This is a genomic window from Acinetobacter sp. ANC 4216 (assembly GCF_004331195.1).
Taxonomy (GTDB): domain Bacteria; phylum Pseudomonadota; class Gammaproteobacteria; order Pseudomonadales; family Moraxellaceae; genus Acinetobacter; species Acinetobacter kookii.
The window spans coordinates 167681-193998 of the sequence record NZ_SJOC01000005.1; the positions used below are offsets into that span (position 1 = coordinate 167681).

The following is a 26318-nucleotide window of genomic DNA, read 5'->3' on the forward strand; positions in this document are numbered from 1 at the left end:
TTATGGAAAATTTACAGCATCAAGGCGGCAATAAGGAACGCCGCGTTATGTCGCGTATCGATGCTGCTTTGCGAATAAATTATCAGATTATTTCTGATGATGTCGCGCTTAATGACCCTTATGATCCTAACTTTGTGCTGCCCCGCTATTTTCTACTACTCGCAGAATTAGATCAATTTGATCACGCTGTAAACTACGAATTAGAACAATTAAATGAAAAAGATCAACAAATTGCTAGAATATTATCCTTATTTAACCAAAAGTTAAACCTCATTACCGGCTCTTTATACGATGCAATTGTACAATCCATGTTACCAATCCCGGAACATGTCAATTTTTCCGAAACCGGTTTCAGTTTCTTTAGTGATCACCCTATTCAGGAAGGCACCTATATTCATGTGACCTTAAGTCACCCTGAAAATTTCTTCCATATTGCTGCAACTGCCCAGGTGGTCTATAGCCGAACGGAAGAAAACGGCAAGTTCCGCACCGGCGCTTATTTTATTACCTTGCATCCACAAGACCGGGTCAAACTTGCCGAATGTGTCAACCTCAGCAAAAATAAAGACTAAAAATTTAACTGTTGGACTTGATCTTGGTGGCGAGATTCCGACTCGCCTTAAGATCGCGATAGAAATAAACAAACAGGCCAAACAATAAAATAAAAGCACCGACAAAAACCATCACCGATAATTTTTCATCATTCAGCATCGCTCCAAACAGCATGGCCAGCATTGGCGTTAACACTGTGGTTAAGGATAAGGTTGTCGCCTTAATATTTTGTACCAGTTTGAAATAACAGAACATCGCCAGCAGTGAAGCCATAATCACCGCATAAAACAAACCGATCAATGCCTTGGTATTCGGGATATGATCTGGCGCATGCTGCCAGATCAACGGCAGCATGCCCAGTGCAAACAGACTGGAGACCAGAATCGATCCCGTTGCCTGGGCCATGGGTTTCAGTGGTGCATTGACCTTTTTGACCCAAAAAATGGATGCGCAATACACAAAAACACTGATCAACATCAGTCCTATGCCCATCGGTTGGACATGCTGGTCACTGCCACCCAGACAGATAATCCCCAGCCCCAATACTGAAATGCACATGCCCAGCCACTGCAGGCGATGTAAATGAATGTTAAAAGCAAAACGTCCGATTAATCCGGTCATGATCGGAGCCAAACCAAACATCAAGGCGATAATACCTGAGCTTAAATAAGCCGTTGCCAGATAGGTAAAGATTTGCGATCCAATAAAACTGCAGGCACCTGCAACATAGCTATGCAGGGAAATGGCATTGAGAGGCAACTTGGTTTTCAGTAAAACCAGCAAACCCAAGGCTAAAGGCAAGGCAATAAAAAAGCGCAGTGCCAAAGCCCACAAACTATGCAGATCTGAAACACTCCAGACAATTGCCAGAGGCGTGGTTGCCCAAATAAACACCAATAAGGCATACGTGGACATAATGTTGGTTTTTGACGGCATGAAGAGCTCAAGTTAGACTGCGGTTTTACGTTTCTGTTTCTGAATGGTTTGATCTAGTGCACTGGAAAATTCGCGCTTGTCTCGTTCGGAAATCGGAGGAGGTCCGCCGGTTTGTACACCCGCCCCTCTTAAGGTATCCATAAAATCACGTAGATGCAGACGTGCTTTTACATTGGCAGCAGTATAGATTTCACCGCGCGGATGAATGGCAATTCCCCCCTTTTCAATGACTTGAGCAGCCAGGGGAATATCCTGGGTCATGACAATATCATGCTCTTTCATGCGCTCGATAATTTCTTTATCTGCCGCATCTGCGCCACTCATGACTTGGATGGAGTTAATCCGTACGGACGGGGTAATACCCACATTCTGGTTGGCCACAAAAGTGACTTCCAGCTGATAACGGTCGGAAGCGCGAATGATCACATCACGCAGGATTTTAGGCAATGCATCGGCATCAACCCAAAGTTTAAATGGCAGCACACCACATCCATAGTCAAAAAAGAAGTGCGCCTAGTTTAGCAAATTCCATGTGACAGGAGGATGGCTAAATCTATTGTGCCTCTTGCTTGTTTTTAGCTTTACTCTTCAATCATCATAGTTTCAGATCGCATCACATCTAAATTCAGGATTTTGAGTCTATTTCAGTGACTTTAATGGTTAAATTTGGCCATTTGACTTGAAATTTAACAATAACCCTCGATTTAATAGATAAATACAGCCCAACATCAATTGTGAATATGAAAAATCAAAATAGACCGGAACTGATCACCATTGAAGATCAGAACTTTGGCAGTCATGTCGAACATTGGAATCTGCTCACAGAAAATCCGGCTACAGATGTGCCCAAGTGGTTGGGGCTGGCTCTTGATGCGCCGGTCATGCCCATGGGTTTATGTAAAGAAGAATGCGACATGGACGCATCAGCCTGGCTCATTCAAGGGCCCAAGCAGGCAAAAGTACAATTGACCCAGGTGATTGCAGTTGAAAACAACAAGCCCCAAGCGCTAAAAACGGCATTTCCAAGCTTTGAAAGCCCCTACAAAGTCAAGGCCACCATTGAACGGATTATTACCTGTAAATCCAACACTCAGGCGGTACTGCGCTTGAATCTGGGTGCCAATACCATTGTCTATGCCTTTGATACACTGTATAGCGTCAATCATGACCAGTATGAAAAAGATCAACCCTATCTTGCGCAGCTCAATGCCTGGGCCTATGAGCTGGAAGCGGTGTCAGACCATGAACACCTGGTGGTGGATGATCCTGCCTCAATCAAGCATCACCGTGCCTTGAATGACATTCTGGCGGCCAATAACGGCGTGGCACCTGCCAACCTGCAAGAACAGATTGATGCCTGGGAACCCAAATCGGAAGATGACAAAGAACCGGTTACGGTCGATTTTTCCAAGATGGTCGCTTATCTGTATGGTGAAAACATGGGACAGGAAGATGAAGCCTGGTTCCAAGGCAATATTGTTGGTAAAACCTCCATGTCATTTATGGATCAGGAATACACCCTGTATGATGTTGCCCTAATTCATGATGAAAACCAGGAAGCCACCCTGATTCGCATTGCCACCAAGAATCCGGCGTATAAAGACTTTGCAATTGGCCAATTCATTCGTGGCAATTTATGGATTCAAGTGAATATTTACGCTAAAAAATAATCCTCTCTAAAAAGCAGTGCTATAGCCTGATTATCTCTTCACGCTATGGCACTGCTTTTTTATGCTTATGTATTTATTATCTGCACATTCATTCTGATCAAAAATTATCCACAGAAGCCTATTATATTTAACGATTTTAAATTCAAATTAAAATGCACTTATCCACAGTTTTAAATTCAAAATTTTATTTTAAATAAATAGTGCACCGATTATATTTTTATGAGGCATTTTGAAGTCTTTTCTCCAGCACAACCCTGTAGTGACAATAATTTGCTAAATAATCAGATACTCTGTCCAATACCATAAATATTTTAATTACATATTTTTATTTAGTACTTTATTTAATCAATTTTTTATGATAAAAATAAATACAAGCAATATAAATTAACGATAAATAAATCGGAATAGAGTTTCCATGAAAATCGTGCAAGAAGAAAATATACGAACAGTTGAACATCAACTGGTTAAACGCTTCCAGTTAGACACCATCTCATGCCTGTTTTTTGTCCTGGGTATGTTTATGTCTGCCTATCTTTTGCATCACTTTATTTTTTAAGCCTATTTTAACGATTTTATCTTTAACATTATTCAAGTCAACAAAAAGCCCATCATGTGATGGGCTTTTTTAGCTTTAGCAATTAAGCATTGCGTTTGGCAAAGTCATCCATAAAGTTAACCAGAGCCTGTACGCCTTCTAAAGGTACAGCATTGTAAATACTGGCACGCATACCGCCCACTGAACGGTGACCTGCCAAGTTAAGTAGATGATTCGCTTCGGCTTCTTTCAAGAATTGTTTCTCAAGCTCAGCTTTTGCCAAGGTAAACGGTACATTCATGATAGAACGGTTGGCTTCTGCAATCGGGTTGGCATAGAAATCGCTAGCATCGATGTAGCCATACAGTAATTTGGCTTTTTCAAGGTTCACTTTATGCATGGCATCGACTCCGCCATTTTCAAGCAACCACTCAAATACCAGACCAGACAGGTACCAGGCATAGGTAGATGGTGTGTTGACCATAGAACCGTTTTTCGCCTGATCTGAATATTTCAGAATGCTTGGAATTTCAGGTTTCGCCTGATCAAGCAAATCTTCACGAATAATGACCAAAGTTAAGCCGGCAGGACCAATATTCTTTTGCGCACCTGCATAAATTAAACCAAACTTGGATACATCTAATGGCGCAGATAAAATGCTTGATGAAAAGTCACATACCAAAGGTTTATCTGTTTCAGGAATACCTGCAAACTGAAGGCCGCCAATAGTTTCGTTATCTGCATAATGGACATAGGCCGCATCGTCAGACAAGTTCCAGGTACTTTGCTCTGTAATGGCCAATTTACCGTTAATGCTGGTACCTGCTTCTACAACATTGATGTCGCCATAGCGTTTTGCTTCTTTTAACGCTTTCTCAGACCAGATTCCGGTATGAATATAGTCAGCCTTGCTGTTTTTACCCAACAGGTTTAAAGGAATGGCAGAGAATTGCAGTGAAGCGCCACCTTGCAAGAACAATACTTTATAGTTCTCAGGAATGTTCATCAATTTACGCAAATCTGCTTCTGCTTTTTCTGCCACAGCCACATAATCACTGCTACGGTGACTCATTTCCATGATCGAAAGACCCTTGCCATGCCAATCAAGCAATTCAGCCTGAGCTTTTTCTAAAACGGCAGTAGGTAATGCAGCAGGACCAGCACAGAAGTTGTACGCGCGCATGATTTTTCCTTTCAAAGTGAAACACAATAAAATGATGGCATTTAACCACAGATAGGCGTTGCTTGCAGTAAATTATCCTGAAAATATTTCAATGCTGTCGGACATTTAAAGTCAAAATCTCAATAAAGAGCGGATTTGAATACAGCCTGTACAATCCCTGACATTCGGCTTAAAGGAGCAACTGCATCTTATTTCTGGTCTTTTCAAATTGGCGATGCAAGTCGTCAAGATCAAAAACCTGATCAGGTGATTGATATACAGATGCATATTAAACAATACAACAACTTATTGATTAGACATACAATTCAATCTATGCAATATAATTATTACAAAGAAATTGAGAGCTGAGTGATGTCATTGCATTTACAGGCACAACCCAAAAAAATTGCACTCCTCATACAACAAAATTTTCGTATTGGCATTTGTACGGCTAGTCTGGTTTTTGCTGGCCCAGTATTCGCCGAAAGTATCAGTTATGCCCAGGCTGAACAGTCGATTTTAAAGGATTCCTATAGCACGCAGGCCAGTCAGGCTTTGCAACAATCTGCACAATTACAAGCTGAAGCGGTCAAGGGTTTAGGTCTGCCCCGTGTCGATTTAAATGTCCGCGCTTACGCTTTTCATAATGAAGTGGATCTTCCTCTTGGGGCTTTAAAAAACAATCTAGAACAGTCCTTGACTAATGGCCTGAATAATAAGATTGATGAATTGAATTTAGGTGGCTTTGCCGATCCGTTGAAAGAGGGTTTAAAACAACCGATACATGATGGCGTGGGATTAATTCCAGATGAGTCAACCGTTCGCCTGGATGATCAGGTGATACGTCCAACCGTGTCCGTCATTATGCCTTTATATACCGGTGGCCTGACCTCAAGTGCCAAGGAAATGGCTCAGATTCAGGCTCAGCGCAGTCAACTCAATAGCAAGCAACAGCAAGATGCGCAACGCTTTGAACTGATTCAGGCCTATTTTAATGCCCAACTGCAAAAGCAGCTTTTAGCCTCCAGTCAGTCCAATTTCAATGCCATGCAAATGCATTACGGCAATGCTTTAAAGCTGGAACGCCAAGGTTTCATCAGCAAAGGACAGCGCATGCAATTTGAAGTGGCAAAGAACAATGCCGAGCGTAGCGTGCAAAATGCAGCAGCCAATTTAAGATCGAGCCTGTTTCAGCTCAACAACCTGTTACAGCAAAGTCAGATTACCGAACTGAGCACTCCCCTATTTGTCAACGCTACCCAGACTCAGAACCTGAATGCGCTGTTAAAAAGCTACCCGGACCAATCTTCCCTGGTTCGCAAAATGCAGATGGACACCCAGCTGGCCAATGCCAATGTCAAGGCGCAAAGTGCCGCGAAAAAACCTAATTTGTTCGCCTTTGGCGAATATAGTCTGGATGAAAAGCGAAACTGGATTGTCGGTGTCGCGGCGCGTTACAACCTGTTTTCCGGAATAGACAAGAATAAAAATGTTCAGGCAGCAGAGTTGCAACGCTATGCCTCTGAACTGTTAACCGAGCGTACCAAGCAGGAAGTCGAAAACATCATTTATCGCTCTTACAATGAAATGACCTCAGCCCAGCAAAGTCATCAGCTTTTACAGCAAAACATGAAAGCTGCCGAGGAAAACCTGCGTATTCAAACTTTGTCTTTTAAGGAAGATATGGGAACGGCCACCCAGCTGATTGATGCACAAAACAGCCTGAATGCTTTAAAAAGCGAAATGGCGCTGAATGCCTATAAATACATTATGTCACTGGCCACTTTACTGCAAAGCCATGGCTCGATTGAGCAGTTTCAAAGCTATGTCAGCCAAAGCAATAGCAGTTATATTCGTTAATTTTTGATGGGGAAAACCATGACACAAGATCAAAACAGGCCTGATCAAGATGTAGAAAATGCCTCATCAAAAGAGGCTGCTTGCAATCCATCCGCTCAGCAAAGTGAATTGAACACTTTAGAGCAGTCTCACGAACAGCCAAATCTTACAGATTCAGCATTTTTCAGTTATTCAGAACAAGCGCCGGCCACAGAAAATACCGATTCAAAATCTTCAGCTACCATTAAAATGGTTGGCATCATCATACTGATCTTGCTTTTAGGCCTGATTGGCTTTGGGTTATGGAAAAGCTATCAGCCCAAGGAAGTCGAGCTGCAAGGTCGTGTTGAAGCTGAAACTGTCCATGTCAGCAGCAAAGTGCCGAGCCGCATTGAAGAAATATATATCCACGACGGACAAAAAGTGATTAAAGGCCAGCCACTGGTCCGTTTGTTTAGTCCGGAAGTCGAAGCTAAAAAACAGCAGGCGCTGGCCAGCCTGCAATCTGCTTTAGCCTTGCAAGCCACAGCGGAGCGCGGTTCCCAGCAGGAAAATATCGACAGTCTATATGCCAACTGGCAGGCCATGAAAGCCCAGCAAGACCTGGCTCAAACCACCTATCAGCGTGGTGCCAACCTGTTTAAGGAAGGCGTCATTTCACGCCAGCGCCGCGATGAAATGCACGCCGCGGCTCAATCTGCCGCACAAATGACCGAAGCGGCTTATCAGCAATATGCACGTGCCAAACGCGGCAGCACGCCAGAACAGAAATCCTCCGCCGATGCCCAGGTGGAGATTGCCAAAGCGGCCGTTGCAGAAGCCAATGCACTGGAAGCTGAAACCAAACTGGTGTCCCCGATCAACGGCACAGTGTCTAAAACCTATGGCAAGGTGTCGGAACTGGTGGCTATGGGTGTACCCGTGGTCAGTATTATTCAGGAGGATGAGCTTTGGGTCAGCCTGAATATCCGTGAAGATCAATACGCGCAGGTCTATCAGGCCAAATCGGTTGAAGGCTTTATTCCTGCATTAAACAAAAAGGCCCTGTTCAAGATCAAAAAGATTGATGCCGAGGGTGAATTTGCCACCATTAAAACCACGCGCCAAACCGGTGGCTATGATATTCGCAGTTTCAAGATTCAGCTCACCCCTGCCCAGCCAATTGCAGATTTAAAAGTCGGCATGAGTGTGCTGTTTAAAGTACAAGAGTCTTGATCATGCTACAGGGCATACTGCGCGAACTCGGCTATTTGCTCAGGCATAAGTGGGACTTGTGCATGATCACGCTTGCACCTGTCTTTGTGATTGTGCTGTTTGCCAGTATGTTTTCTGCCGGGAAACCGAGCCATCTGCCAATTGCAATTATTGATCAGGACCAGAGCGAACTGAGCCGGACGATTATTCATCATGCCAGTCTGAATCACACCCTGAGCATCAACAGTATTTCCAGCAGTCAGGATGAGGTTGAACAGTTACTCAATCAAAACAAAATCTGGGGTTATATCACTATTCCCGCAGGTGCCGAACAACGCCTGGTACAAGCCAAGGATGCTGGAATCAGCATTGCCTATAACCAAAGCTATTTTAGTGTCGGCAATAGCATTTCATCGGCGATGCTGGTCAGCACCTTGCAGGCACTGGCCGATTTTACCGGGCACAGTTATCTGGAAAACCAGATTCCCTATTTGAATGCACCAACGCCCAATATCAAAATTTCGCCGCTGTTTAATCCGGGGCTCAGTTATGAGTTCTATCTGGAACCTTACATGATTCCGGCAATTTTACATTTATTGCTCTGCTGTTGCGTGGCTTTTGCCGTAGGACAGGGGCTGAAATTTGGTACGGCCAAAACATGGCTCGATGGTCAAAATTTATGGCTTGCCCTGCTTTCCAAAAATATGACCTATGTGCTGATTTTCAGTTTCTGGACCTGGTTATGGATGTTCTGGATGATTGAAATGCGTGGCTGGTTTGTACAGGGACAGCTCTGGCCCATTTTATTGGGACAATTTCTGCTCTATAGCGCTTATGCCCTGATCAGCAGCAGCGTGGTTTTGGCCACCCGTGATCTGGCGAAAAGTTTTGGTTTTATTGCGGTCTATGGCGGGTCATCTTTAAGTTTTGCCGGCGTGACTTTACCGCTGAACAATGCCCCCTTATTCACCCAGTTCTGGTCCAATATTATTCCCTATACGCCTTATGCCAAATTACAGACGGAACAATGGGTGGTGGGCAGTCCCATATCCATTTCACTGTTACCGCTTGCAATTTTAGCCGTGTATTGCCTGTTTTATCTGGGCACAGCCTACTTCTTCCTTAAAAAATATGTAAAGGGAGTACAGGCATGAAAACGCTTAAAAACTTTTTGTACTTTTATTTTAAAACCTTTCAGGATATTGCACGTAACAGTTCGATCTTGACCACATTGGTACTTTCGGTATTTTTATATAGTTTCTTCTACCCAACGGCTTATAAGGCAGAACATGCCGAATCTTTACCGATTGTGATTGTCGATGAAGAACAAAGCCTGGTGAGCTCGAGTATTATTGGCGAAGTGGCTAAAAGTCCCAATGTTGAAATCCGTGCAGTCACCGGGAATTTTGCCGAAGCAGAGCAGATGATCAGGCTGCAACAGGCGGACGGAATTTTACTACTTCCAGATAACTTATCTGGCAGTCTGCGTCGAGGTGAAGTTGGGGGCATTGGTTTATATTTAAGTGCCGCCAATTTCTTGAAAACCCAAAAGATTGGTTTGGGACTGGCTGCATCGGTTGAATATGCGCTGGTTGAACAAGCCGAAAAATTTCAGCATATTTCCGAATTTTCCCCTGCGCTGTCTATTCATCAAATTCCCTTGTTCAATACCCTGTCTGGCTATGGCAGTTATATTTTTCCTGCGGTTGCCCCACTGATTATCCATCAAACCATTTTGCTGGGTTTGTGCATGTTAATTGCGACTTATCGTGAAAAGCACTGGACACCGAGTCGAACCGAATTCTGGGCATTATTCAGTGCCATTTTGACCATTGGTTTTCTGGGCTGTTTATATTTATTTGGATTTACTTTTTGGCTGAATGACTATCCAAGGGGTGGTAACTTCTGGGGCATGCTCATTGCGGTCCCTATCTTTGTGAGCTGCGTGATTGGCCTCAGCATGCTGATTGCCTCTTTTCTGGATATGCCGGAACGTGCAGGTCACGTGATTGTATTTACCTCTATTCCGCTGTTCTTACTTTCAGGTACGGCGTGGCCGCATGCCGCAATGCCTGTGTGGATGCAGTGGCTAGGCCAAGCGCTGCCTTCTACTCAAGGAATACAGATGTTTATTCAATTGAACCAGATGGGAGTGCATACCCAGCTGGTCATTCCAAAAATGATTTATCTGGCCACCTTTGCCGGTATTTGTCTGATTTGGGCATTTTTTCGCCTGACCCGATCTAACATAAAGTAAGCTTTTAGATATGAGCTTATAAGCTTATTAAATGAAACCTTACAATTTGATTGTTTTTTATACCAATACTGCTTTTTTTTTGACCTTTTGAATCAATTATGAAGAAAAAAGTTAGATTGAATATATTAATCGATGCAAAATAGCCCCCTGTTTATATTTCATGAATATTTTTTATATTATTCATTCCCACGCTCCCCTTTAACATGCCGATGTGATATCGACAGTGTTATAGCAGCTTTTTTATTAAAATTTGATTTTAAGGGCTTAGCATGAAAAAGATTAGGATTAGTCTTGCTTGGCAAATCGTCATTGCGCTCATTTTAGGTGTGCTTGTAGGCTCCTTTCTACATTATTCTCCCGAATATCGTGAAACTCTGATTAATAATCTGCTGAGCCCTTTGGGCGCAATCTTTATTAATTTGATTAAGATGATTGTTGTTCCACTTGTACTTTCAATGCTGATACTCGGTATTGCAAATGCAAGTCATGGTCAAAACCTAGGTAAACTGGGTTTCAAAACCATTGTTTATTTTGAAATTATTACCACTGTTGCGATTATTGTCGGTCTGGTTGCTGCGAATATATTCCAGCCGGGCGCCGGTATTGACATGTCGAGCCTAACTCAAACCGATATTTCCCAATATCAGCAAACCACCCAAGAAGTGAGTAGCCACTCGCATGGTCTGGTCAACACCATTTTATCTTTAATCCCGTCTAATATTTTTGGATCACTGACCGATGGGCATATGTTGCCAATCATCTTCTTCTCCGTGATCTTCGGTATTGGTTTGGGATCTTTGGCGAAAGAAACCAGAAAACCGCTGATTGATGTATTGCATGCGATTTCTGAAACCATGTTCAAAGTCACCCATATGATCATGCTTTTTGCACCATTCGGCGTATTTGGCCTGATTGCGGCAACCGTTGCCAACTTTGGCTTTAGCTCACTGCTGCCATTAGTGAAATTGGCGCTTCTGGTTTATGGTGCTATTTTCTTCTTCATCTTTGTCATTTTAGGACTTGTCGCCAAATTCTGCGGTTTCAGTATTTGGGAAATTATTAAAATTCTAAAAGATGAGCTGATTCTGTCTTATTCAACTGCAAGTTCCGAGACAGTATTACCGCGCCTGATGGAAAAAATGGAAGCCTATGGTGCACCGAAATCCATTACCAGTTTTGTGATTCCAATCGGTTATTCATTTAACCTGGATGGTTCGACCTTATATCAAAGTATTGCAGCCATCTTTATTGCGCAGCTTTACGGTATTGATTTAAGCATGACTCAGCAAATCATTCTGGTGTTAACCTTGATGATTACTTCTAAAGGTATTGCCGGTGTGCCTGGCGTATCTTTCGTTGTATTGTTGGCAACCTTGGGTAGTGTGGGTATTCCGCTTGAAGGCTTGGCATTTATTGCCGGTATTGACCGTATTCTGGATATGGCTCGTACTGTATTGAATGTAATTGGTAACTCGTTAGCTGTTCTTGTGATCAGTAAATGGGAAGGTCAGTTCGATGCTGAAAAGCAAAAAAATTATGCTGTTGAAATCAAAGAAGCAGCATAATTTATAAATCGAAAGAAGGAAGCTTCGGCTTCCTTTTTTATGTCTTAAGTTTATTTGCCAAGTCATTAATAACTGCTTGTACAACCAACCAAGAAATATTTGTTGTATCTTCATCTGGGTTAAATCTATACATCATTTGCTCATAGGGATGAATTAGATTTCGAAACTCTCGTAAAGAATGTGAATATTTTTTAACATCAATTCCTATCCAATCAAGCTGATGGGCTACATCTATCATTTCTGCTAACTTCCATTCAGCAAAATTTTTTATTTTGTCATTCTTATCCTTTGGAGCATTCTTAGCTTGATTACCTTCTTTCATATTTTTTTGAAAAACACCCAAGAGTACTCCCTCAAGAATACTACCCATTAAAATTATAGATGCTAAATATGCCTTTGACTCTATACATTTTTGAGTTTCATTCCATCTATTTTGAAGAATTTCGCCTACACCTACGTCCAAACCCAGTGCAAGAAAATCAGGTGCAGGTAATGGTTTTAGTTCTCTTTCCTTTTCTAATTTGCTTTCATTAAAATCTCTTTGAATCTTTCTAAACTTAGGAGAAATTTCATCTAAATAGATTTCAAACCCTTCCACATACAAAATTGAATTAAGAACATTCAGGGCTTTAGTAATTTTAACTTTGTCCCCGCCATACTCTTTAGGAGATGCTAACCTTCTTAAAACATCTGCTAATTGATTTTTATCTAAACTATTTAATTTTTCAAATACCCATTTAGCACGTGTTGAACCATCATGATTAAATGGCAATCCAACTCGATAAAAGAAGCTAGTTAGTTGAGAACTCGACCTACGTTGAGGGTAAATTTCTTCATCTGTTCCACAAATAAACTCTGCTATTTGTTCCAATGTCTTTTGATCCATATCCCCACCATTTTAATATTTATTAGATTATCTTCTTTTATAAAAAAAAGAGCGCCTAAGCGCCCTTCTTTTTGATATCAAAACTTAGTCTTCAGAATCTCTTAAATCCGATTCATTATCAGCTTCATCAGCAATCGTTTCATCATCCACCAAAGTTTCAGAATCAATTAAAGCTGTAGAGGCAACAACTTCTTCGCCTTCCACTGCTTCAATAAACTCATCTTCTTCTACAGCTTCAACCGAAACTACGCCTACAAGTAACTCGTCATTACCTAAACGGATCAAACGTACACCTTGTGCGTTACGACCAGTTTGAGCAACTTCAGAAGCACGGGTACGAACTAGTGTACCGCCATCAGAAATCAACATCAGTTCTTTAGAGGCATCAATCGCAACTGCACCCACCAACTGACCGTTACGTTCAGAGGTCTTGATCGCAATCACACCCTTACCGCCACGTTTCTTGGTTGGGAAGTCATCTACCGGGGTACGCTTACCGTAACCATTTTCAGAAGCACACAGCACTTCACCCGTTTCAGGGACAACCACCAATGAAACGATACGGCTGATTAAGGCTGAATCTGAAGCATCTTCGTCATCTGAATCGATATCGGCATCTTCGGCATCTTCAACTTGCGCTGCACCAATGGTCACGCGCATACCGCGTACACCCTTGGCTGAACGTCCCATTGAACGTACATCGGTTTCAGCAAAACGGATTGCTTTACCTTCATTCGAGAACAACATGATTTGCTGTTCGCCATCGGTAATCGCAACGCCAATCAAAGTGTCATCGCCATTCAGTTCAATGGCACGCAAACCGTTTGAACGGACATTACTGAACTGTTCAAGTTCTACACGCTTGATCGTGCCGTACTCGGTCGCCATAAACACATAGAAGTTTTTGCGTACCGCTTCGGCTTGCTGCGCAAAGTCGGCAATGATTTCATCATCCAGATCGCTTGCTGAAAGTTCAATGCCCAATTGCTTCAATTGAATACGTAATGCATCCGACAAGTCATCTGCACCCTCTTCAAGTTCAGCAAGTGCTGCTTGAAGTTCAGCATAGTGCGCATTGATGATTTCATTTTCTTGCAGTTTTGCAGCATTGGCTTTTACAAATGCCTTGAAATCTGCCAGACGTTCTTTGAATTTCTTCGGCGCATCAATCACCGGAAGAATGGCGGTAATGGTTTCATTGGCTTCAAGCGGCAACAGGTTCACCATTGGACGACCTTTGGCGCCACGCGAAGCTTGCGGCACTTCAAACACTTTCAGACGATAGACCTTACCGACATCGGTGAAGCAAAGCACGGTTGCGTGGTTCGAGGTCACAATCAGATGCTGGATATAATCATCTTCTTTCATTGAAGTTGCAGACTTGCCTCGACCACCACGACGCTGTGCAGCGTAATCAGAAAGCGGCTGGGTTTTTGCATAACCGGTTTTAGAAACGGTTAATACCACCTGTTCTTCTGGAATCAGATCTTCGCGAGAGAAATCAATACGTGATTCAACAATCGCGGTACGACGTGCATCGCCATACTGTTGCAGAATTAGCGCCAACTCTTCTTTAATCACGCCCATCAACAGGTTGAAATCGTTCAGGATTGCCGTTAATTCAGCAATTTGACCCAAAATTTCGCTGTATTCTGCATGCAGCTTGTCTTGTTCCAGACCGGTTAAGCGGTGTAAACGCAATTCAAGAATTGCACCGACCTGTGACGGAGATAAACGGTAAACACTGCCATCTAAACCGAATGGACGGCTTGGATCTTCACCTTCAATCTCGTCAGGACGTACAGAAACCGAACCTGCTTTTTCCAGTAAGGCAACCACACCACCCGCAGCCCACTCGCCCGCCTGTAAACGCTCACGCGCTTCGCCCGGGTTGGCAGAGGTCTTGATGGTTTCAATAATCGCATCGATGTTTGCAAGTGCGACAGTCAAGCCTTCCAAAATATGGCCACGTTCACGTGCTTTACGCAATTCGAACATGGTACGGCGAGTCACTACTTCCTGACGGTGACGGATAAACGCCGCAATGATGTCTTTCAGGTTCATCAACTTCGGCTGGCCATTGTCCAGGCAGACCATGTTGATGCTGAATGAATTTTCCAACTGGGTATTCAGGAACAGGTTGTTGACAATCACTTCAGCGTTTTCACCACGCTTCAGGTCAATGGCAATACGCATGCCTTCTTTATCTGACTCATCACGAAGTTCAGAAATACCTTCCAGTTTTTTCTCTTTGACTAACTCGGCAATACGCTCAATGGTTTTTGCCTTGTTGACCTGATAAGGAATTTCAGTAAACACGATGGTGCTACGGCCAGATTTCTGGTCTTCTTCAATATGGTATTTACCACGGATGTGAAGACGGCCTTTACCGGTACGGTAAGCATCGACAATACCCGATTTACCGTAAATGATACCGCCTGTAGGGAAATCCGGACCAGAGATGTGCTCCATCAAGCCTTCAATGGAAATATTCGGGTTTTCCGCATAAGCCAAACATGCATTGATGACTTCGGTCATGTTGTGTGGCGCCATATTGGTCGCCATACCAACCGCAATACCGGTCACACCGTTAATCAGCAAGTTGGGAACACGTGTCGGCATCACTTCTGGAATACGTTCAGAACCGTCGTAGTTGTCTTCCCACTCGACAGTGTCTTTTTCCAGATCAGCCAGAAGTTCATGGGTGAGCTTACGCATACGTACTTCGGTATAACGCATTGCTGCTGCGCTATCGCCATCGACTGAACCGAAGTTACCCTGACCATCCACCAATTGATAACGCAGGCTAAAGTCTTGCGCCATACGGACAATGGTTTCATAAACAGCTGAGTCACCATGCGGGTGATATTTACCGATCACGTCACCGACGACACGGGCTGACTTTTTGTATGCTTTATTGTAGTCGTTGCCCAATTCGTGCATAGCGAAAAGCACACGACGATGAACAGGCTTTAAACCGTCTCTCACGTCAGGTAATGCACGAGAAACAATAACACTCATGGCATAGTCGAGATACGAGCTTTTGAGTTCATCCTCAATGGCAATCGGTCGGATTTCCGATACGCTCATGCATACTCCTTATTACAAACAGCCATTCAGACTGTTCGTTTTATATAATCAATCTAGCAAAAAATTAACCCAAAATAAGCTGAGTTAAAGTCTAAATACAGCCATAAATTATAGCATAAATTCTGCTGTTTTTGTGCCATATCTCTTATCTTAATCTTGTTAATTTTCTATAATTTATCGTTTATTTTTTCAGCACTTTCATTTGTCGGAATTTTATGTGAATTCGTTCATTTTATTCGAGGTTGAATCGAAAAATTTAGCGTTCTATGTTTATGCAGCTTATTCAGTTAAAATGCACTTTTCACTTTAAAAAAGATAGAAATCAATCAAATCTCATTTATATCCCAGCTATGCAAATACAAGCACCCTACATTACCCTTTTTAAGCGCATACAGACGCTCATCAGCTTCGGGCACATTTACGCCATCGCTTGACTCTTCAAGCCATAAAAATGAATAAATGAAGAAATCCAGCCATAAAAAAACGCCCCCGAGCTGAGCAGAAAAGCATTGCTTTCACTGCTTGCACAAGAGCGTTTTTTGAAACTGATTTCGAGAATTAGATTTTAGAAACCAATTCTGGAACTACAGTGTTCAAGTCACCAACTAACCAGTAGTCAGCTACTGCGTTAATTGGCGCTTCTTCATCTTTGTTGATCGCAACGATCACTTTAGACTCTTTCATACCCGCCAAATGCTGGATGGCACCAGAAATACCGACAGCGATGTATAGCTCAGGCGCAACGATTTTACCCGTTTGACCAACCTGCATGTCGTTTGGAACGAAACCAGCGTCAACCGCAGCACGTGAAGCACCTTGAGCAGCGCCAAGCTTGTCCGCCAATGGATCCAGGATCTTGTGATAGTTTTCACCAGAACCTACACCACGACCACCAGAAACCACAATGCGTGCAGCGGTTAATTCTGGGCGTTCAGATTTCACAATTTCTTCTGAAACGAATTTAGAGATACCTGCATCGCCAGTAGACGCAGCAGCTTCAACGCTAGCAGAACCACCATCGCTTGCTACAGCATCAAATGCAGTACCACGAACAGTTGCAACAACAACTGCTTCGCCAGATTCTACAGTGGCAATTGCGTTACCTGCATAGATTGGACGTTTAAAGGTTTTAGGACCTTCAACAGCGATAATGTCAGTGATCATGCTCACATCAAGAAGCGCAGCTGCACGTGGCAGAATGTTTTTACCTGTTGTGGTAGAAGCAGCAAGGATATGGCTATAGCCTTTGCCCAATTCAGCAACAAGTTTAGCCACATTTTCAGCCAACTGGTTTGCATAAGCAGCGTCGTCTGCAAGCAATACTTTACTTACACCCGCAACTTTAGCTGCCTGGTCAGCAACGGCTTGCGCGTTCGAGCCAGCTACCAATACAGTGATATCACCACCGATTTTTTGCGCCGCAGCAACAACGTTTAAAGTAGCAGCGTTTAATGCTTTGTTGTCGTGCTCAGCGATAACTAAAATACTCATGATTTTTATCCTTCTGTATTAGATCACTTTCGCTTCATTTTTCAATTTTTCTACAAGCTCGTCTACAGACTTCACTTGTACGCCCGCTTTACGTTCAGCAGGAGCTTCAACTTTAACTGTTTTCAGTTTAGTTGTCGCAGTAACACCGAAATCTGCTGGAGATTTGGTATCAAGCGGTTTTTTACGCGCTTTCATGATGTTTGGAAGAGCCGCATAACGTGGCTCGTTCAAACGCAAGTCAGTCGTAATAATTGCTGGAAGTGCAAGCTCAACAGTTTGTAAACCACCGTCAATTTCACGAGTCACTTGTACTTTGTCGCCTTCAACTTTCACTTCTGATGCGAATGTACCTTGACCTGCACCAAGTAAAGCGCCAAGCATCTGACCCACCTGGTTAGAGTCGTCATCAATGGCTTGCTTACCTAGAAGGATGAGTTGTGGCTGTTCAGCATCAACAACACCTTTCAGGATTTTAGCCACTTCCAAAGCACCGAGCTGGCTGTCGTCAGCTTCAACCAGGATACCGCGGTCAGCGCCAAGTGCCATAGAAGAACGGATTTGTTCTTGCGCCTCTTTAGGACCAATAGAAACAACAACGATTTCTGAAACAGTTCCTTTTTCTTTTAAACGAACCGCTTCTTCCACCGCGATTTCACAAAATGGGTTAATTGACATTTTAACGTTTGTTAAGTCAACACCACTGTTGTCCGGTTTAACGCGAACTTTAACGTTGGCATCAACCACACGTTTTACAGCAACAAGAGCCTTCATGTAATCCTCGGCTGTTTTAGCAAATGTAAATGTTGAGAAAAGTTATAATAACTCTTCACTTAAATTTTTTTAGGTGCCCTATCTTGCAATGTGTACGGCATTTCGGTCAAGTCACAATTATCGAAACAGCTGTAAAAATGCATCATTTTCCTTGAACTTGGCGTTCATATTTTTTTCCAATACTTTTATTAAGATGAAATTCCTGAATATTTATTTATTTTTTAAGCATTGATTTTTAGTATTTTTTTATCTGATTAACTTCATCAAAAGTTCTGATTTAATACATATTTTCGATGAGTTTCTGGCGGGTCTGGCGCATATGGCTGACAAAATAGCCAAATTAATGCCTTGTCATTTAAGACAGCTTACCCAAATTTTTTTAGCCCGTTTGCCCTAAAATTGAGCGCTTTTTTAAGTTAAAGATGTAACAAATTACTTTTTAAAGATAAATACCCTGTCCTACAGGGAAGCATGCCGACAACATGCTTCCCTGACATTTATCAATTCATGATCAGCCAGGTTGCCGCCAGCATGAGCAAGCCGCCTGAAGCGCCATCAATCCATTTCTGCTTACGCTCATCAATATCGGCTTTTTGGGTCACTTTGGCAAAGACTATGCTCAAACTGCCATACACCACAAAGATGAGTCCAATAAAGATCAAGGACAGGATTAAACCCTGGTTTACCGTGTTCCCGGTCTTATCAATAAACTGCGGTAAAATTGCAAAATAGATCAGCATGCCTTTGGGATTCAAGAGTGCAGTAAAAAAACCTTTTTTGATCGGACTGGACGACAATTTTTTCTCGATCGTGATTTTATTTTGACTGAACACCGACTTGATCAGGCTAAAAGCCAGAAATAAGAGATAAGCGATCCCGAGCCAGCGAATGCTTTCAAATAACACCGGGAACGAGACAATAATGGCTGCAATACCCAAAGCCACCAACACAGAATGGACTAAATAGCCCAGGCAAATCCCTACAGTGGCCAGCATGCCTGCTTTTGCATCTTTACCCATCACTTGTGACAGGATAAACAGCATATCTGGCCCAGGGGTGAAAATAAGCGGGATAACCGTTAAAGCGAACAGTGCAAATACAGACATTTCCTTTCCCTTTCCATGCCTTGAAAGTGAAAATTAGTATCGAATAAATAGTACAAAATAGGATTTCAAATATTCTATAATTATGATTATTTTTCGAATTATATTCTAATTTATGAAACCATCTTCCAAGTCTGTTTCAGTAAAACTGGATCGCATTGATAAAAATATCATTCAAGCCTTGCAAAATAATGGCCGTATGCAAAATAACGATCTGGCCCGTGAAATCGGACTGTCTCCTTCTTCCTGTTTACGGCGGGTAAAATTACTGGAAGAAGCAGGCGTGATTCAGAGCTACACCACTGTGGTCGATCCGCAAAAAATTGGCTTGCAGCTGATTCTGTTTTCACGAATCTGGTTAACCGGACAGGACGCCGAAACCATTGATACCTTCATTGAAGCCATGAAGGAGCTTCCTCAGGTTATGGAGTGTTATATTATTTTGGGAGAATGCGATGCCATGCTGAAAGTGGTCGTGCCCGATCTGGAAAGTTACCGTAAATTTCAGTCGGCGCATCTCACCAAGAAAAACGGCATCACCAGTGTAAAAACCGATTTACCCAGTCAGATTATTAAGCAGAGTTTCCAATTACCGCTTGATAACCTTTAGGCACGCTCATCATTTTTCAGCATGCTGAAAATTGCCGTGCACATAAATCTGTTATTGCTTAGATAGAAAGTTGAAGTGGAGCAGCAAGAACTTGCTTCGCTTTGCGCTTGATCATCTTATAAAACTTTAGGGCTACATTCATGATATCGCATGAAATCAGGTAGCCCTTGATCAAGTCTGCAAATTAAAAGGCTGCTTATACAGGCTGGCTTTGCAAAAAGTCACGATGGATGTGGCTTAAATCAATCAAATCGTAAGCTTGAAGATTAAATATTTCCCAGACTGCTAAAAAGTCTTCTTTTAAATCTACATTTGATGTGGCAATGGGACGTTCTTGCCATTGCAGGTCTGAAATCCATAGATAGGTCTGGTGAGTCACATCATTAATCGCCTGTACCTTACCTTCTGAATTGATCCCTTGTACATGCGCACCTGCAGGTAAAACCGGTTCGATGTTCGGCAAACTAATTTCTACAAAATGTTTCACTTGACGAAGTCCATAACCTGCAAAAATTTCTTTTTGCGCAGCCGTTAACTGATCATACTTCTCTAAAATTCCCGCAATCATTGATTCGCCTGTCATTTTCCTTTCCAATATTTAACCCACCAGCAGTGCAAACATAAATCATTCCATCACTATATATGATTCACGCAATTCACTGTATGGTTAGAGGTGATTCTTATACCTTATAAATTGACTTTTTATTATCCGACAATAGTTCAAAATGTCATCTTTATGGACTGATATTTTTGCATATGCTCATTTAACTTTAATGAACTCCTTGGACTGCCACTAAAAAATTATGCAAAGTCCAAGCCAGCTTGGTTCAAATTTTAACATTGTTACGACTTTTTAAGTTACGACTTTTTAACCTGCGCTCGCGGATGCGCCTGATCATACACCTGAGCCAAATGATCGAAATCGACATGGGTATAAATTTGCGTGGTGGTCAAATTGCTATGTCCCAGCATTTCCTGTACTGCACGCAAATCCCGACTGTTGGATAACATATGACTGGCAAAGCAATGCCGCAATAAATGTGGGTGCAAATCGACATTTACCCCGGCACGCAGGGCTTGCAGTTTCACCCGGTTTTCAATTTGCCGCGCTCCTAGTGGACTGCCCTTCTGGGTAATAAACACATGGGCATCCAGGACAAAATCACCGTACCATAATGGATAGACTTGCAGCCATTTCATCACTGCATCTCGAGCCTTGCTGCCAAAAGGTACCACCCGGGTTTTGTTGCCTTTACCGGTAATACGTAACAGCTGACGGTTAAAATCGATATCTTTAATCCGTAAACCTTGCACTTCTGCCAAACGCAAGCCACTGGAATACAGCAGTTCTAAAATGGCTTTATCCCGTAGCCACATTTGCTGTTCAATGGGTTTTTCAGGGGCGGGCTGATCCAGAATCTGGTTCACGGTTTCAATGTCAACCATCCCCGGAAGCGGTCTGGGAATACGTTTTAATTGAAAATCATCCGCCGGATTAAACGCCAGATACTGGCCCTGCTCGGCCCATTTCATAAATTGGCGTATGGACGAAAGCATGCGCTGCAAACTGCTGGAGCTGAGCTGCTGCTGTTCCACTTTATAGGCCAAATATTCACGCAGATCTGTGGTCTCTATATTGGCCAGATTCAGTTTTTTAGCTTCACAAAAGTTTAAAAAATCGGAAACATCACGCTCATAGGCGTGCAAGGTATGTCTGGACTGATTTTGAATTTCCCGCTCTTTGAGCCACATCACAAGTAACTGACTTTGATCAATGATCATGGTGATGCCCCTGCTTAAAGACTTGCACAGAAAGATTTAAAACTGTGTTTCCAAGATGATGAGTTGAATTATGAAAACAGTTTAGCAAAAAATCCTTTTTCCTTCTGTTTTTTCCGTACATAGAACGGAGCTGTTTCCTGACGCAAGTAATGCTCTAATCCGCTAGTAGCGTGTACATCATCTAAATGTATAAGATCAATCAATCTTTTTCTCACTAAGCTTTCATACGCTACGTGTCCAATCTGATTTTTTAAACGTTGAAAGGATTCATCACTTATAGTCTGATCTGTTTCAAAACCAATCAACAATGTAGGTTCCTGATCACGCTTTGGATCATGCATCTGTGCAAGATATGCCATTTTGACTTCAGGTTTGGTTTTAAGTAAAACTCGTAGCTGATCAATCATTTCATGAGGGTATTCTGCAGGTTGACCGAGCAATACTTCCCTCTGCTCTTGATACTCGTAACTTTCCAATAGCGAACCATACCCACCTTGTAAAAGAGCTTCCACTTCCTGAGGGAAAAACTCTTTCCCATATTCACTGTATGGGTTTAACACTAAATTAGCCCCTAAAGTCAGTTCAAAGAAACCTCTAGCAGGCAGACGTAAATATGATTGTTCATCTTGAATCGCTTTTTGCAAACTCTCTAAAGATAAGAAAAAAGGCAGATATGTTTCACCCTTTTCATTCTGAAAATGTATCAAACTCACTTGGCTTCCTTCAGGAAGTACATCTGAACTTCCCTGTGGACTGGTCTTGTCACTAAATCCAATACAATAAATCTCAGCGTTCAATAATTTTTCTAAAAATTCCGGACGTTGACTTGGCTCCGAACTCGCTTTGACAAGAAGATGTTCTAATTTCCTTTCGTTATTTTCCATGTTGTATTCTCATTATATTGAATAACCATCATTTCATTTATTAAGGGTATAAAAAAGCCCCGACGAATCAGGGCTCTAATTTCAACCTTGGTAATAACTCAAATCGATACGACCTTGATAGACGTTTGCTGTTGGACCGGTCATCCACACCACATCGCCTTCTTTCCATTCAATTTGTAACTTACCACCGGCCAGTTCGATTTCAACATTATTAGCCAACAGACCACGGCGCATACCGGAAACCGCAGCGGCACAGGCACCTGTACCACAGGCTAAAGTTTCACCTACACCACGTTCAAATACACGCAGACGTGCATGTTTTTCATCAATAATTTGCATAAAACCGGCATTGACACGTTGCGGGAAACGCTCATGTGATTCTACTTGTGGTCCAATACGTGCGACATCTGCGGTAATCACATCGGGAACAATGGTCACTGCATGCGGATTGCCCATATTCACGACATCAATAGTCAGCTTTTCATTGTCGGCCAAATCAATGTCATACAGGCTTTCCGGTTCATCGGCCAAAAACGGAATTTCATTGGGCAGGAATTTAGGATAACCCATGTTCACCCGCACCCAGCCATTTGCACCGAGTTCAGGCTCGACAATACCGGCTTTGGTCTGCACCTTGATTTTGGTTTTGGTGGTGAGCTGACGTTCATGCACAAAGCGGGCAAAACAGCGTACCCCATTACCGCATTGCTCCACTTCCGAACCGTCGGCATTAAAAATGCGGTATTTAAAATCGACATTGGGTAAGTCTGGTGGCTCAACAATCAGCAACTGGTCGAAACCGATGCCAAAGTGGCGGTCTGCCAAACGCTGAATGGTGACAGTATCCAGGTAGGCACGCTGACTGATCAGGTCAACCACCATGAAGTCATTGCCCAGACCATGCATTTTGGTAAATTCTAAAAACATCTCAGACATCTCCATTATGGCAATAAGCGTTCACGTTCCCACAAAGATTCAATGCTTTCACGCTCACGAATCAAATGTGCCTGATCACCATCAACCATCACTTCAGCAGCACGACCACGGCTGTTGTAGTTCGAGCTCATCACGAAACCGTAAGCGCCCGCACCCAATACGGCCAGTACATCATTTTCCTTGAGGGCCAGCTTGCGCTCTTTACCCAGGAAATCGCCGGTTTCGCAAATTGCACCCACCACATCCCACTCTTTCGCTTCCACGTCAGTACGCGGAGTCACTTCCTGAATATCCATCCAGGCTTCGTATAAAGCAGGGCGAATCAGGTCATTCATCGCCGCATCAATAATCGCAAAGTTACGGTGATTGGTCGGTTTGAGCAAATCGACTTTGGTCAGCAACACGCCAGCATTGGCAGAGATACTGCGGCCCGGTTCCATATACACTTTTAGACCGAGTTTTTCTAAACCTGGACGCAAGGCATTGGCATATTCTTCTACAGATGGAGGCGTTTCATCTTTATAGGTCACGCCCAAACCGCCACCAATGTCGATGTGTTTCAGATTGATGCCCATCTCTTTTAACTTGTCGATCATCACAATGACACGATCCAGTGCATCCACAAAAGGCTGGGTTTCAGTCAGCTGCGAACCGATGTGGCAGTCAATTCCTACAACGTCCAGGTTTGGCAATGACGCTGCATATTGATAGGTTTCAAATACGGCATCGGAAGGAATACCGAATTTGTTTTCTTTTAAACCGGTTGAAATGTAGGGATGAGTTTTGGCATCGACATCCGGGTTTACACGCAAGGAAATCGGGGCTTTTTTACCTAAGCTTGCCGCCACTTTCTGAATGCGGTCCAGCTCGGCATAAGATTCGACATTGAAACAGGCAATACCCACTTCTAGCGCTTTTTGGATATCTGCTTCAGATTTGCCCAAGCCCGAGAACACGATTTTAGAAGCATCACCACCGGCTTTCAGCACACGGGCAAGCTCACCGCCGGTGACAATATCAAAGCCCGCGCCACGCTTGGCCAGTACATTCAACACCGCAAGGTTAGAGTTAGACTTTACCGCAAAACAAATTTGATGGTCGATAAAGCTAAATGCACGATCCATATCTAAATAATGCTTTTCAAAAGTTGCTTTTGAATAAACATAAAGTGGCGTGCCAAATTGCTGCGCAAGCTGTTGTAGAGAACATTGCTCGGCATGCAAAACCCCATTAATGCGGGTAAAACTCATGAATGTATCCTTTCGATGACGCGTTTAGATATTGAAAATTAATTCGTTTCAGCAGATGAAGCGGGAAGCTCTGCTGCTACTGGAGCGGCTTCTTGCTTGTTTGAGGATTGCTGGTTTGAATTTACATTGGGATATAACAAATATTTTGCACGTTTGTCGTAATTCGGATCACTCGGCAGCTGCAAAGCTCCGGACTGACCACAACCGACTAAAGCAAAACCTGTCGCCAATACACTGATGCAGCAAATGACAAGACGCATCTGACCACCTATTTCATATTTTCGAAGAAGTATAACCTGATCATGGGACATGACCAAAGCACTAAACGCTAGAGATTATAGTGAGATAAAAAAAAACGCCAGTTTCAAACTGGCGTTTTCATTTTTTAGCCTGATTATTTATGTTTCGGTTTGTAGAAACCAAAATAGCCAATAATCAGGATAATGAACCAGATCGGGCTAACCATCAGCGCTTTCATGGTGTCCGCTTCTAAAGACAGCACATAAATCATGCCTATAAAGAAGATAATCACCACCCAGCAGGTCAACAAACCACCCGGTAATTTAAAGGTCGATTTTGCATGCAATTCTGGACGTGTTTTGTAATACACGATATAGCTCCAGATAATCATCAGCCAGACACAGATAAACAGGATGGTTGAAAGTGTGGTTGCCAGGGTAAACGCTTCAACCGTATTCGGTACAAAGTACTGAAGTGCAGCGCCGAGGAGCAAACACACCGCAGAGAAATACAGCGCATTGGCAGGCACAGCACGTTTATTCAAATGACCGAAGGCTTTAGGGCCCTGCTCTTCACGTGACAGACCAAACAGCATACGGCTGGTCGAGAACACCCCGCTGTTCATAGAGGACATGACTGAAGACAACACCACCAGGTTCATGATAATCGCTGCAGCAGCAATACCGGCCTGGCTAAACAGGTTGACGAATGGACTGATGTTCGGATCGATCTTGTTCCATGGCGTAACGGACATGACAATGACCAGTGCCAGCACATAGAAAATGATGATACGAATCGGAATCGAGTTGACCGCTTTAGGCAGGTTGCGTTCAGGATCTTTGGTTTCTGCCGCAGTTGTACCGACCAGTTCCACACCAACGAAGGCAAAGATGGCAATCTGGAAACCAGCCAGGAAGCCGGTCACGCCTGTCGGGAATAAACCGCCATGTGACCAGAGATGAGTAAAGGAAGCAACTTGACCTGTGGTAGAAGTGAATCCGGTAAAGATCATCCACAAACCAACAGCAATCAGCACCACAATGGCAATAATCTTGATTAGAGCAAACCAGAACTCTAATTCACCAAACAATTTAACGGTAACCAGATTCAGCCCCATAATAAAGACAATGGCGGCAATACTGATCATGACCCCTTCGCCAGGCGTAAACGGCAGCCCTCCGTTAAAGAATTGCAGGTAATAAATAATGGCCGACAAGTCAGCAATACCAATGGTGATCCAGCACAGCCAATAGGTCCAGCCGACAAAATAGCCCGCCCAGGGACCGATCAGGTCCGTGGAAAAATCAATAAAAGACTTGTATTTCAGGTTAGACAGTAGCAATTCGCCAAGCGCACGCATGACCAGAAAAACCATAAAACCGATAATCATATAAATGATCAGAATGGATGGTCCGGCCAGGCTGATGGTTTTACCCGAACCCATGAACAAACCTGTACCAATTGCCCCGCCAATCGCAATAAGCTGCAAATGCCGATTCGACAAACTCCGCTGCAGTTCACCACCTTCAGTCGATGAACGATGATTCTCATTTGACATTGTTATT

24 protein-coding genes are annotated in these 26318 nt (G+C 43.1%); 9 read left to right on the top strand and 15 right to left on the bottom strand.

Features of this window, described 5'->3' with window-relative positions; genetic code table 11:
* The first annotated feature begins 2 nt into the window (after nt 1–2).
* Nucleotides 3–572, top strand: a complete 570-nt coding sequence (locus E0H88_RS05745) for a PilZ domain-containing protein (RefSeq protein WP_131273430.1) — start codon at nt 3–5, stop codon at nt 570–572.
* Between the two features lie 4 nt (nt 573–576).
* Here E0H88_RS05745 and E0H88_RS05750 read toward each other — a convergent pair whose 3' ends face one another.
* Nucleotides 577–1488, bottom strand: coding sequence for a DMT family transporter (locus tag E0H88_RS05750; RefSeq protein WP_131273431.1), 912 nt, complete (start codon nt 1486–1488; stop codon nt 577–579).
* Nucleotides 1489–1500: 12 nt separating this feature from the next.
* Entirely contained in the window at nt 1501–1971 is a 471-nt protein-coding gene (locus E0H88_RS05755) for a YaiI/YqxD family protein (protein WP_131273432.1), read from the bottom strand.
* A gap of 257 nt (nt 1972–2228) precedes the next feature.
* Here E0H88_RS05755 and E0H88_RS05760 point away from each other — a divergent pair, with 257 nt between their 5' ends.
* Both E0H88_RS05760 and E0H88_RS15875 read left to right on the top strand, forming a co-directional pair.
* On the top strand, nt 2229–3158 hold the full coding sequence (locus E0H88_RS05760; protein ID WP_131273433.1) for a hypothetical protein: 930 nt from the start codon (nt 2229–2231) through the stop codon (nt 3156–3158).
* A 415-nt stretch (nt 3159–3573) separates the two neighbouring features.
* A complete protein-coding gene (locus E0H88_RS15875) occupies nt 3574–3714 on the top strand; it encodes a hypothetical protein (RefSeq protein WP_165493280.1) in 141 nt (46 codons plus the stop codon).
* Between the two features lie 82 nt (nt 3715–3796).
* Here E0H88_RS15875 and serC read toward each other — a convergent pair whose 3' ends face one another.
* Nucleotides 3797–4876 (bottom strand): 3-phosphoserine/phosphohydroxythreonine transaminase, encoded by a 1080-nt coding sequence (serC, locus tag E0H88_RS05765; RefSeq protein ID WP_092818657.1) that lies wholly within the window; start codon nt 4874–4876, stop codon nt 3797–3799.
* 351 nt (nt 4877–5227) lie between these two features.
* Between serC and E0H88_RS05770 the strand changes: the two genes are divergently transcribed.
* From E0H88_RS05770 to gltP, 5 genes are all read left to right on the top strand, one after another.
* Nucleotides 5228–6715 (top strand): TolC family protein, encoded by a 1488-nt coding sequence (locus E0H88_RS05770; RefSeq protein ID WP_131273434.1) that lies wholly within the window; start codon nt 5228–5230, stop codon nt 6713–6715.
* A gap of 18 nt (nt 6716–6733) precedes the next feature.
* Nucleotides 6734–7909, top strand: a complete 1176-nt coding sequence (locus E0H88_RS05775) for an HlyD family secretion protein (protein ID WP_131273435.1) — start codon at nt 6734–6736, stop codon at nt 7907–7909.
* A gap of 2 nt (nt 7910–7911) precedes the next feature.
* The gene (locus E0H88_RS05780) at nt 7912–9042 is read left to right on the top strand and encodes an ABC transporter permease (protein WP_131273436.1); all 1131 of its coding nucleotides are present in this window, start codon (nt 7912–7914) and stop codon (nt 9040–9042) included.
* Nucleotides 9039–10145, top strand: a complete 1107-nt coding sequence (locus tag E0H88_RS05785; RefSeq protein WP_131273437.1) for an ABC transporter permease — start codon at nt 9039–9041, stop codon at nt 10143–10145. The genes E0H88_RS05780 and E0H88_RS05785 overlap by 4 nt, the downstream gene beginning before the upstream one ends.
* A gap of 269 nt (nt 10146–10414) precedes the next feature.
* Nucleotides 10415–11710, top strand: coding sequence for a glutamate/aspartate:proton symporter GltP (gene gltP, locus E0H88_RS05790; RefSeq protein WP_131273438.1), 1296 nt, complete (start codon nt 10415–10417; stop codon nt 11708–11710).
* 37 nt (nt 11711–11747) lie between these two features.
* Here gltP and E0H88_RS05795 read toward each other — a convergent pair whose 3' ends face one another.
* From E0H88_RS05795 to E0H88_RS05815, 5 genes are all read right to left on the bottom strand, one after another.
* Nucleotides 11748–12596, bottom strand: a complete 849-nt coding sequence (locus E0H88_RS05795) for a hypothetical protein (RefSeq protein ID WP_086196211.1) — start codon at nt 12594–12596, stop codon at nt 11748–11750.
* A gap of 84 nt (nt 12597–12680) precedes the next feature.
* Nucleotides 12681–15686, bottom strand: coding sequence for a DNA gyrase subunit A (gene gyrA / locus E0H88_RS05800; protein WP_131273439.1), 3006 nt, complete (start codon nt 15684–15686; stop codon nt 12681–12683).
* Between the two features lie 558 nt (nt 15687–16244).
* On the bottom strand, nt 16245–17177 hold the full coding sequence (locus E0H88_RS05805; RefSeq protein WP_131273440.1) for an electron transfer flavoprotein subunit alpha/FixB family protein: 933 nt from the start codon (nt 17175–17177) through the stop codon (nt 16245–16247).
* An 18-nt stretch (nt 17178–17195) separates the two neighbouring features.
* The gene (locus tag E0H88_RS05810; protein ID WP_092818665.1) at nt 17196–17948 is read right to left on the bottom strand and encodes an electron transfer flavoprotein subunit beta/FixA family protein; all 753 of its coding nucleotides are present in this window, start codon (nt 17946–17948) and stop codon (nt 17196–17198) included.
* 500 nt (nt 17949–18448) lie between these two features.
* Nucleotides 18449–19054, bottom strand: a complete 606-nt coding sequence (locus E0H88_RS05815) for a LysE family translocator (protein WP_131273441.1) — start codon at nt 19052–19054, stop codon at nt 18449–18451.
* A 112-nt stretch (nt 19055–19166) separates the two neighbouring features.
* Here E0H88_RS05815 and E0H88_RS05820 point away from each other — a divergent pair, with 112 nt between their 5' ends.
* Nucleotides 19167–19661, top strand: a complete 495-nt coding sequence (locus tag E0H88_RS05820) for an Lrp/AsnC family transcriptional regulator (RefSeq protein WP_131273442.1) — start codon at nt 19167–19169, stop codon at nt 19659–19661.
* A 196-nt stretch (nt 19662–19857) separates the two neighbouring features.
* Here the strand turns inward: E0H88_RS05820 and E0H88_RS05825 are convergent, their stop codons facing one another.
* The 7 genes from E0H88_RS05825 to E0H88_RS05855 form a co-directional block, all read right to left on the bottom strand.
* Nucleotides 19858–20244, bottom strand: a complete 387-nt coding sequence (locus E0H88_RS05825) for a hypothetical protein (RefSeq protein WP_228143239.1) — start codon at nt 20242–20244, stop codon at nt 19858–19860.
* A 275-nt stretch (nt 20245–20519) separates the two neighbouring features.
* Nucleotides 20520–21413, bottom strand: coding sequence for a site-specific tyrosine recombinase/integron integrase (xerA, locus tag E0H88_RS05830; protein WP_165493285.1), 894 nt, complete (start codon nt 21411–21413; stop codon nt 20520–20522).
* A 98-nt stretch (nt 21414–21511) separates the two neighbouring features.
* The gene (locus E0H88_RS05835) at nt 21512–22327 is read right to left on the bottom strand and encodes an enhanced serine sensitivity protein SseB C-terminal domain-containing protein (RefSeq protein ID WP_131273444.1); all 816 of its coding nucleotides are present in this window, start codon (nt 22325–22327) and stop codon (nt 21512–21514) included.
* A gap of 81 nt (nt 22328–22408) precedes the next feature.
* Complete coding sequence (gene dapF / locus E0H88_RS05840; protein WP_131273445.1) at nt 22409–23254, bottom strand: diaminopimelate epimerase; 846 nt, start codon at nt 23252–23254, stop codon at nt 22409–22411.
* Nucleotides 23255–23268: 14 nt separating this feature from the next.
* On the bottom strand, nt 23269–24513 hold the full coding sequence (lysA, locus tag E0H88_RS05845) for a diaminopimelate decarboxylase (protein WP_092818671.1): 1245 nt from the start codon (nt 24511–24513) through the stop codon (nt 23269–23271).
* 38 nt (nt 24514–24551) lie between these two features.
* Nucleotides 24552–24773 carry an LPS translocon maturation chaperone LptM gene (lptM, locus tag E0H88_RS05850; RefSeq protein ID WP_131273446.1) on the bottom strand — a complete coding sequence of 74 codons (222 nt, stop codon included), beginning with the start codon at nt 24771–24773 and terminating at the stop codon, nt 24552–24554.
* Between the two features lie 134 nt (nt 24774–24907).
* Nucleotides 24908–26311, bottom strand: a complete 1404-nt coding sequence (locus E0H88_RS05855; protein ID WP_131273447.1) for an amino acid permease — start codon at nt 26309–26311, stop codon at nt 24908–24910.
* Nucleotides 26312–26318: the final 7 nt, after the last annotated feature.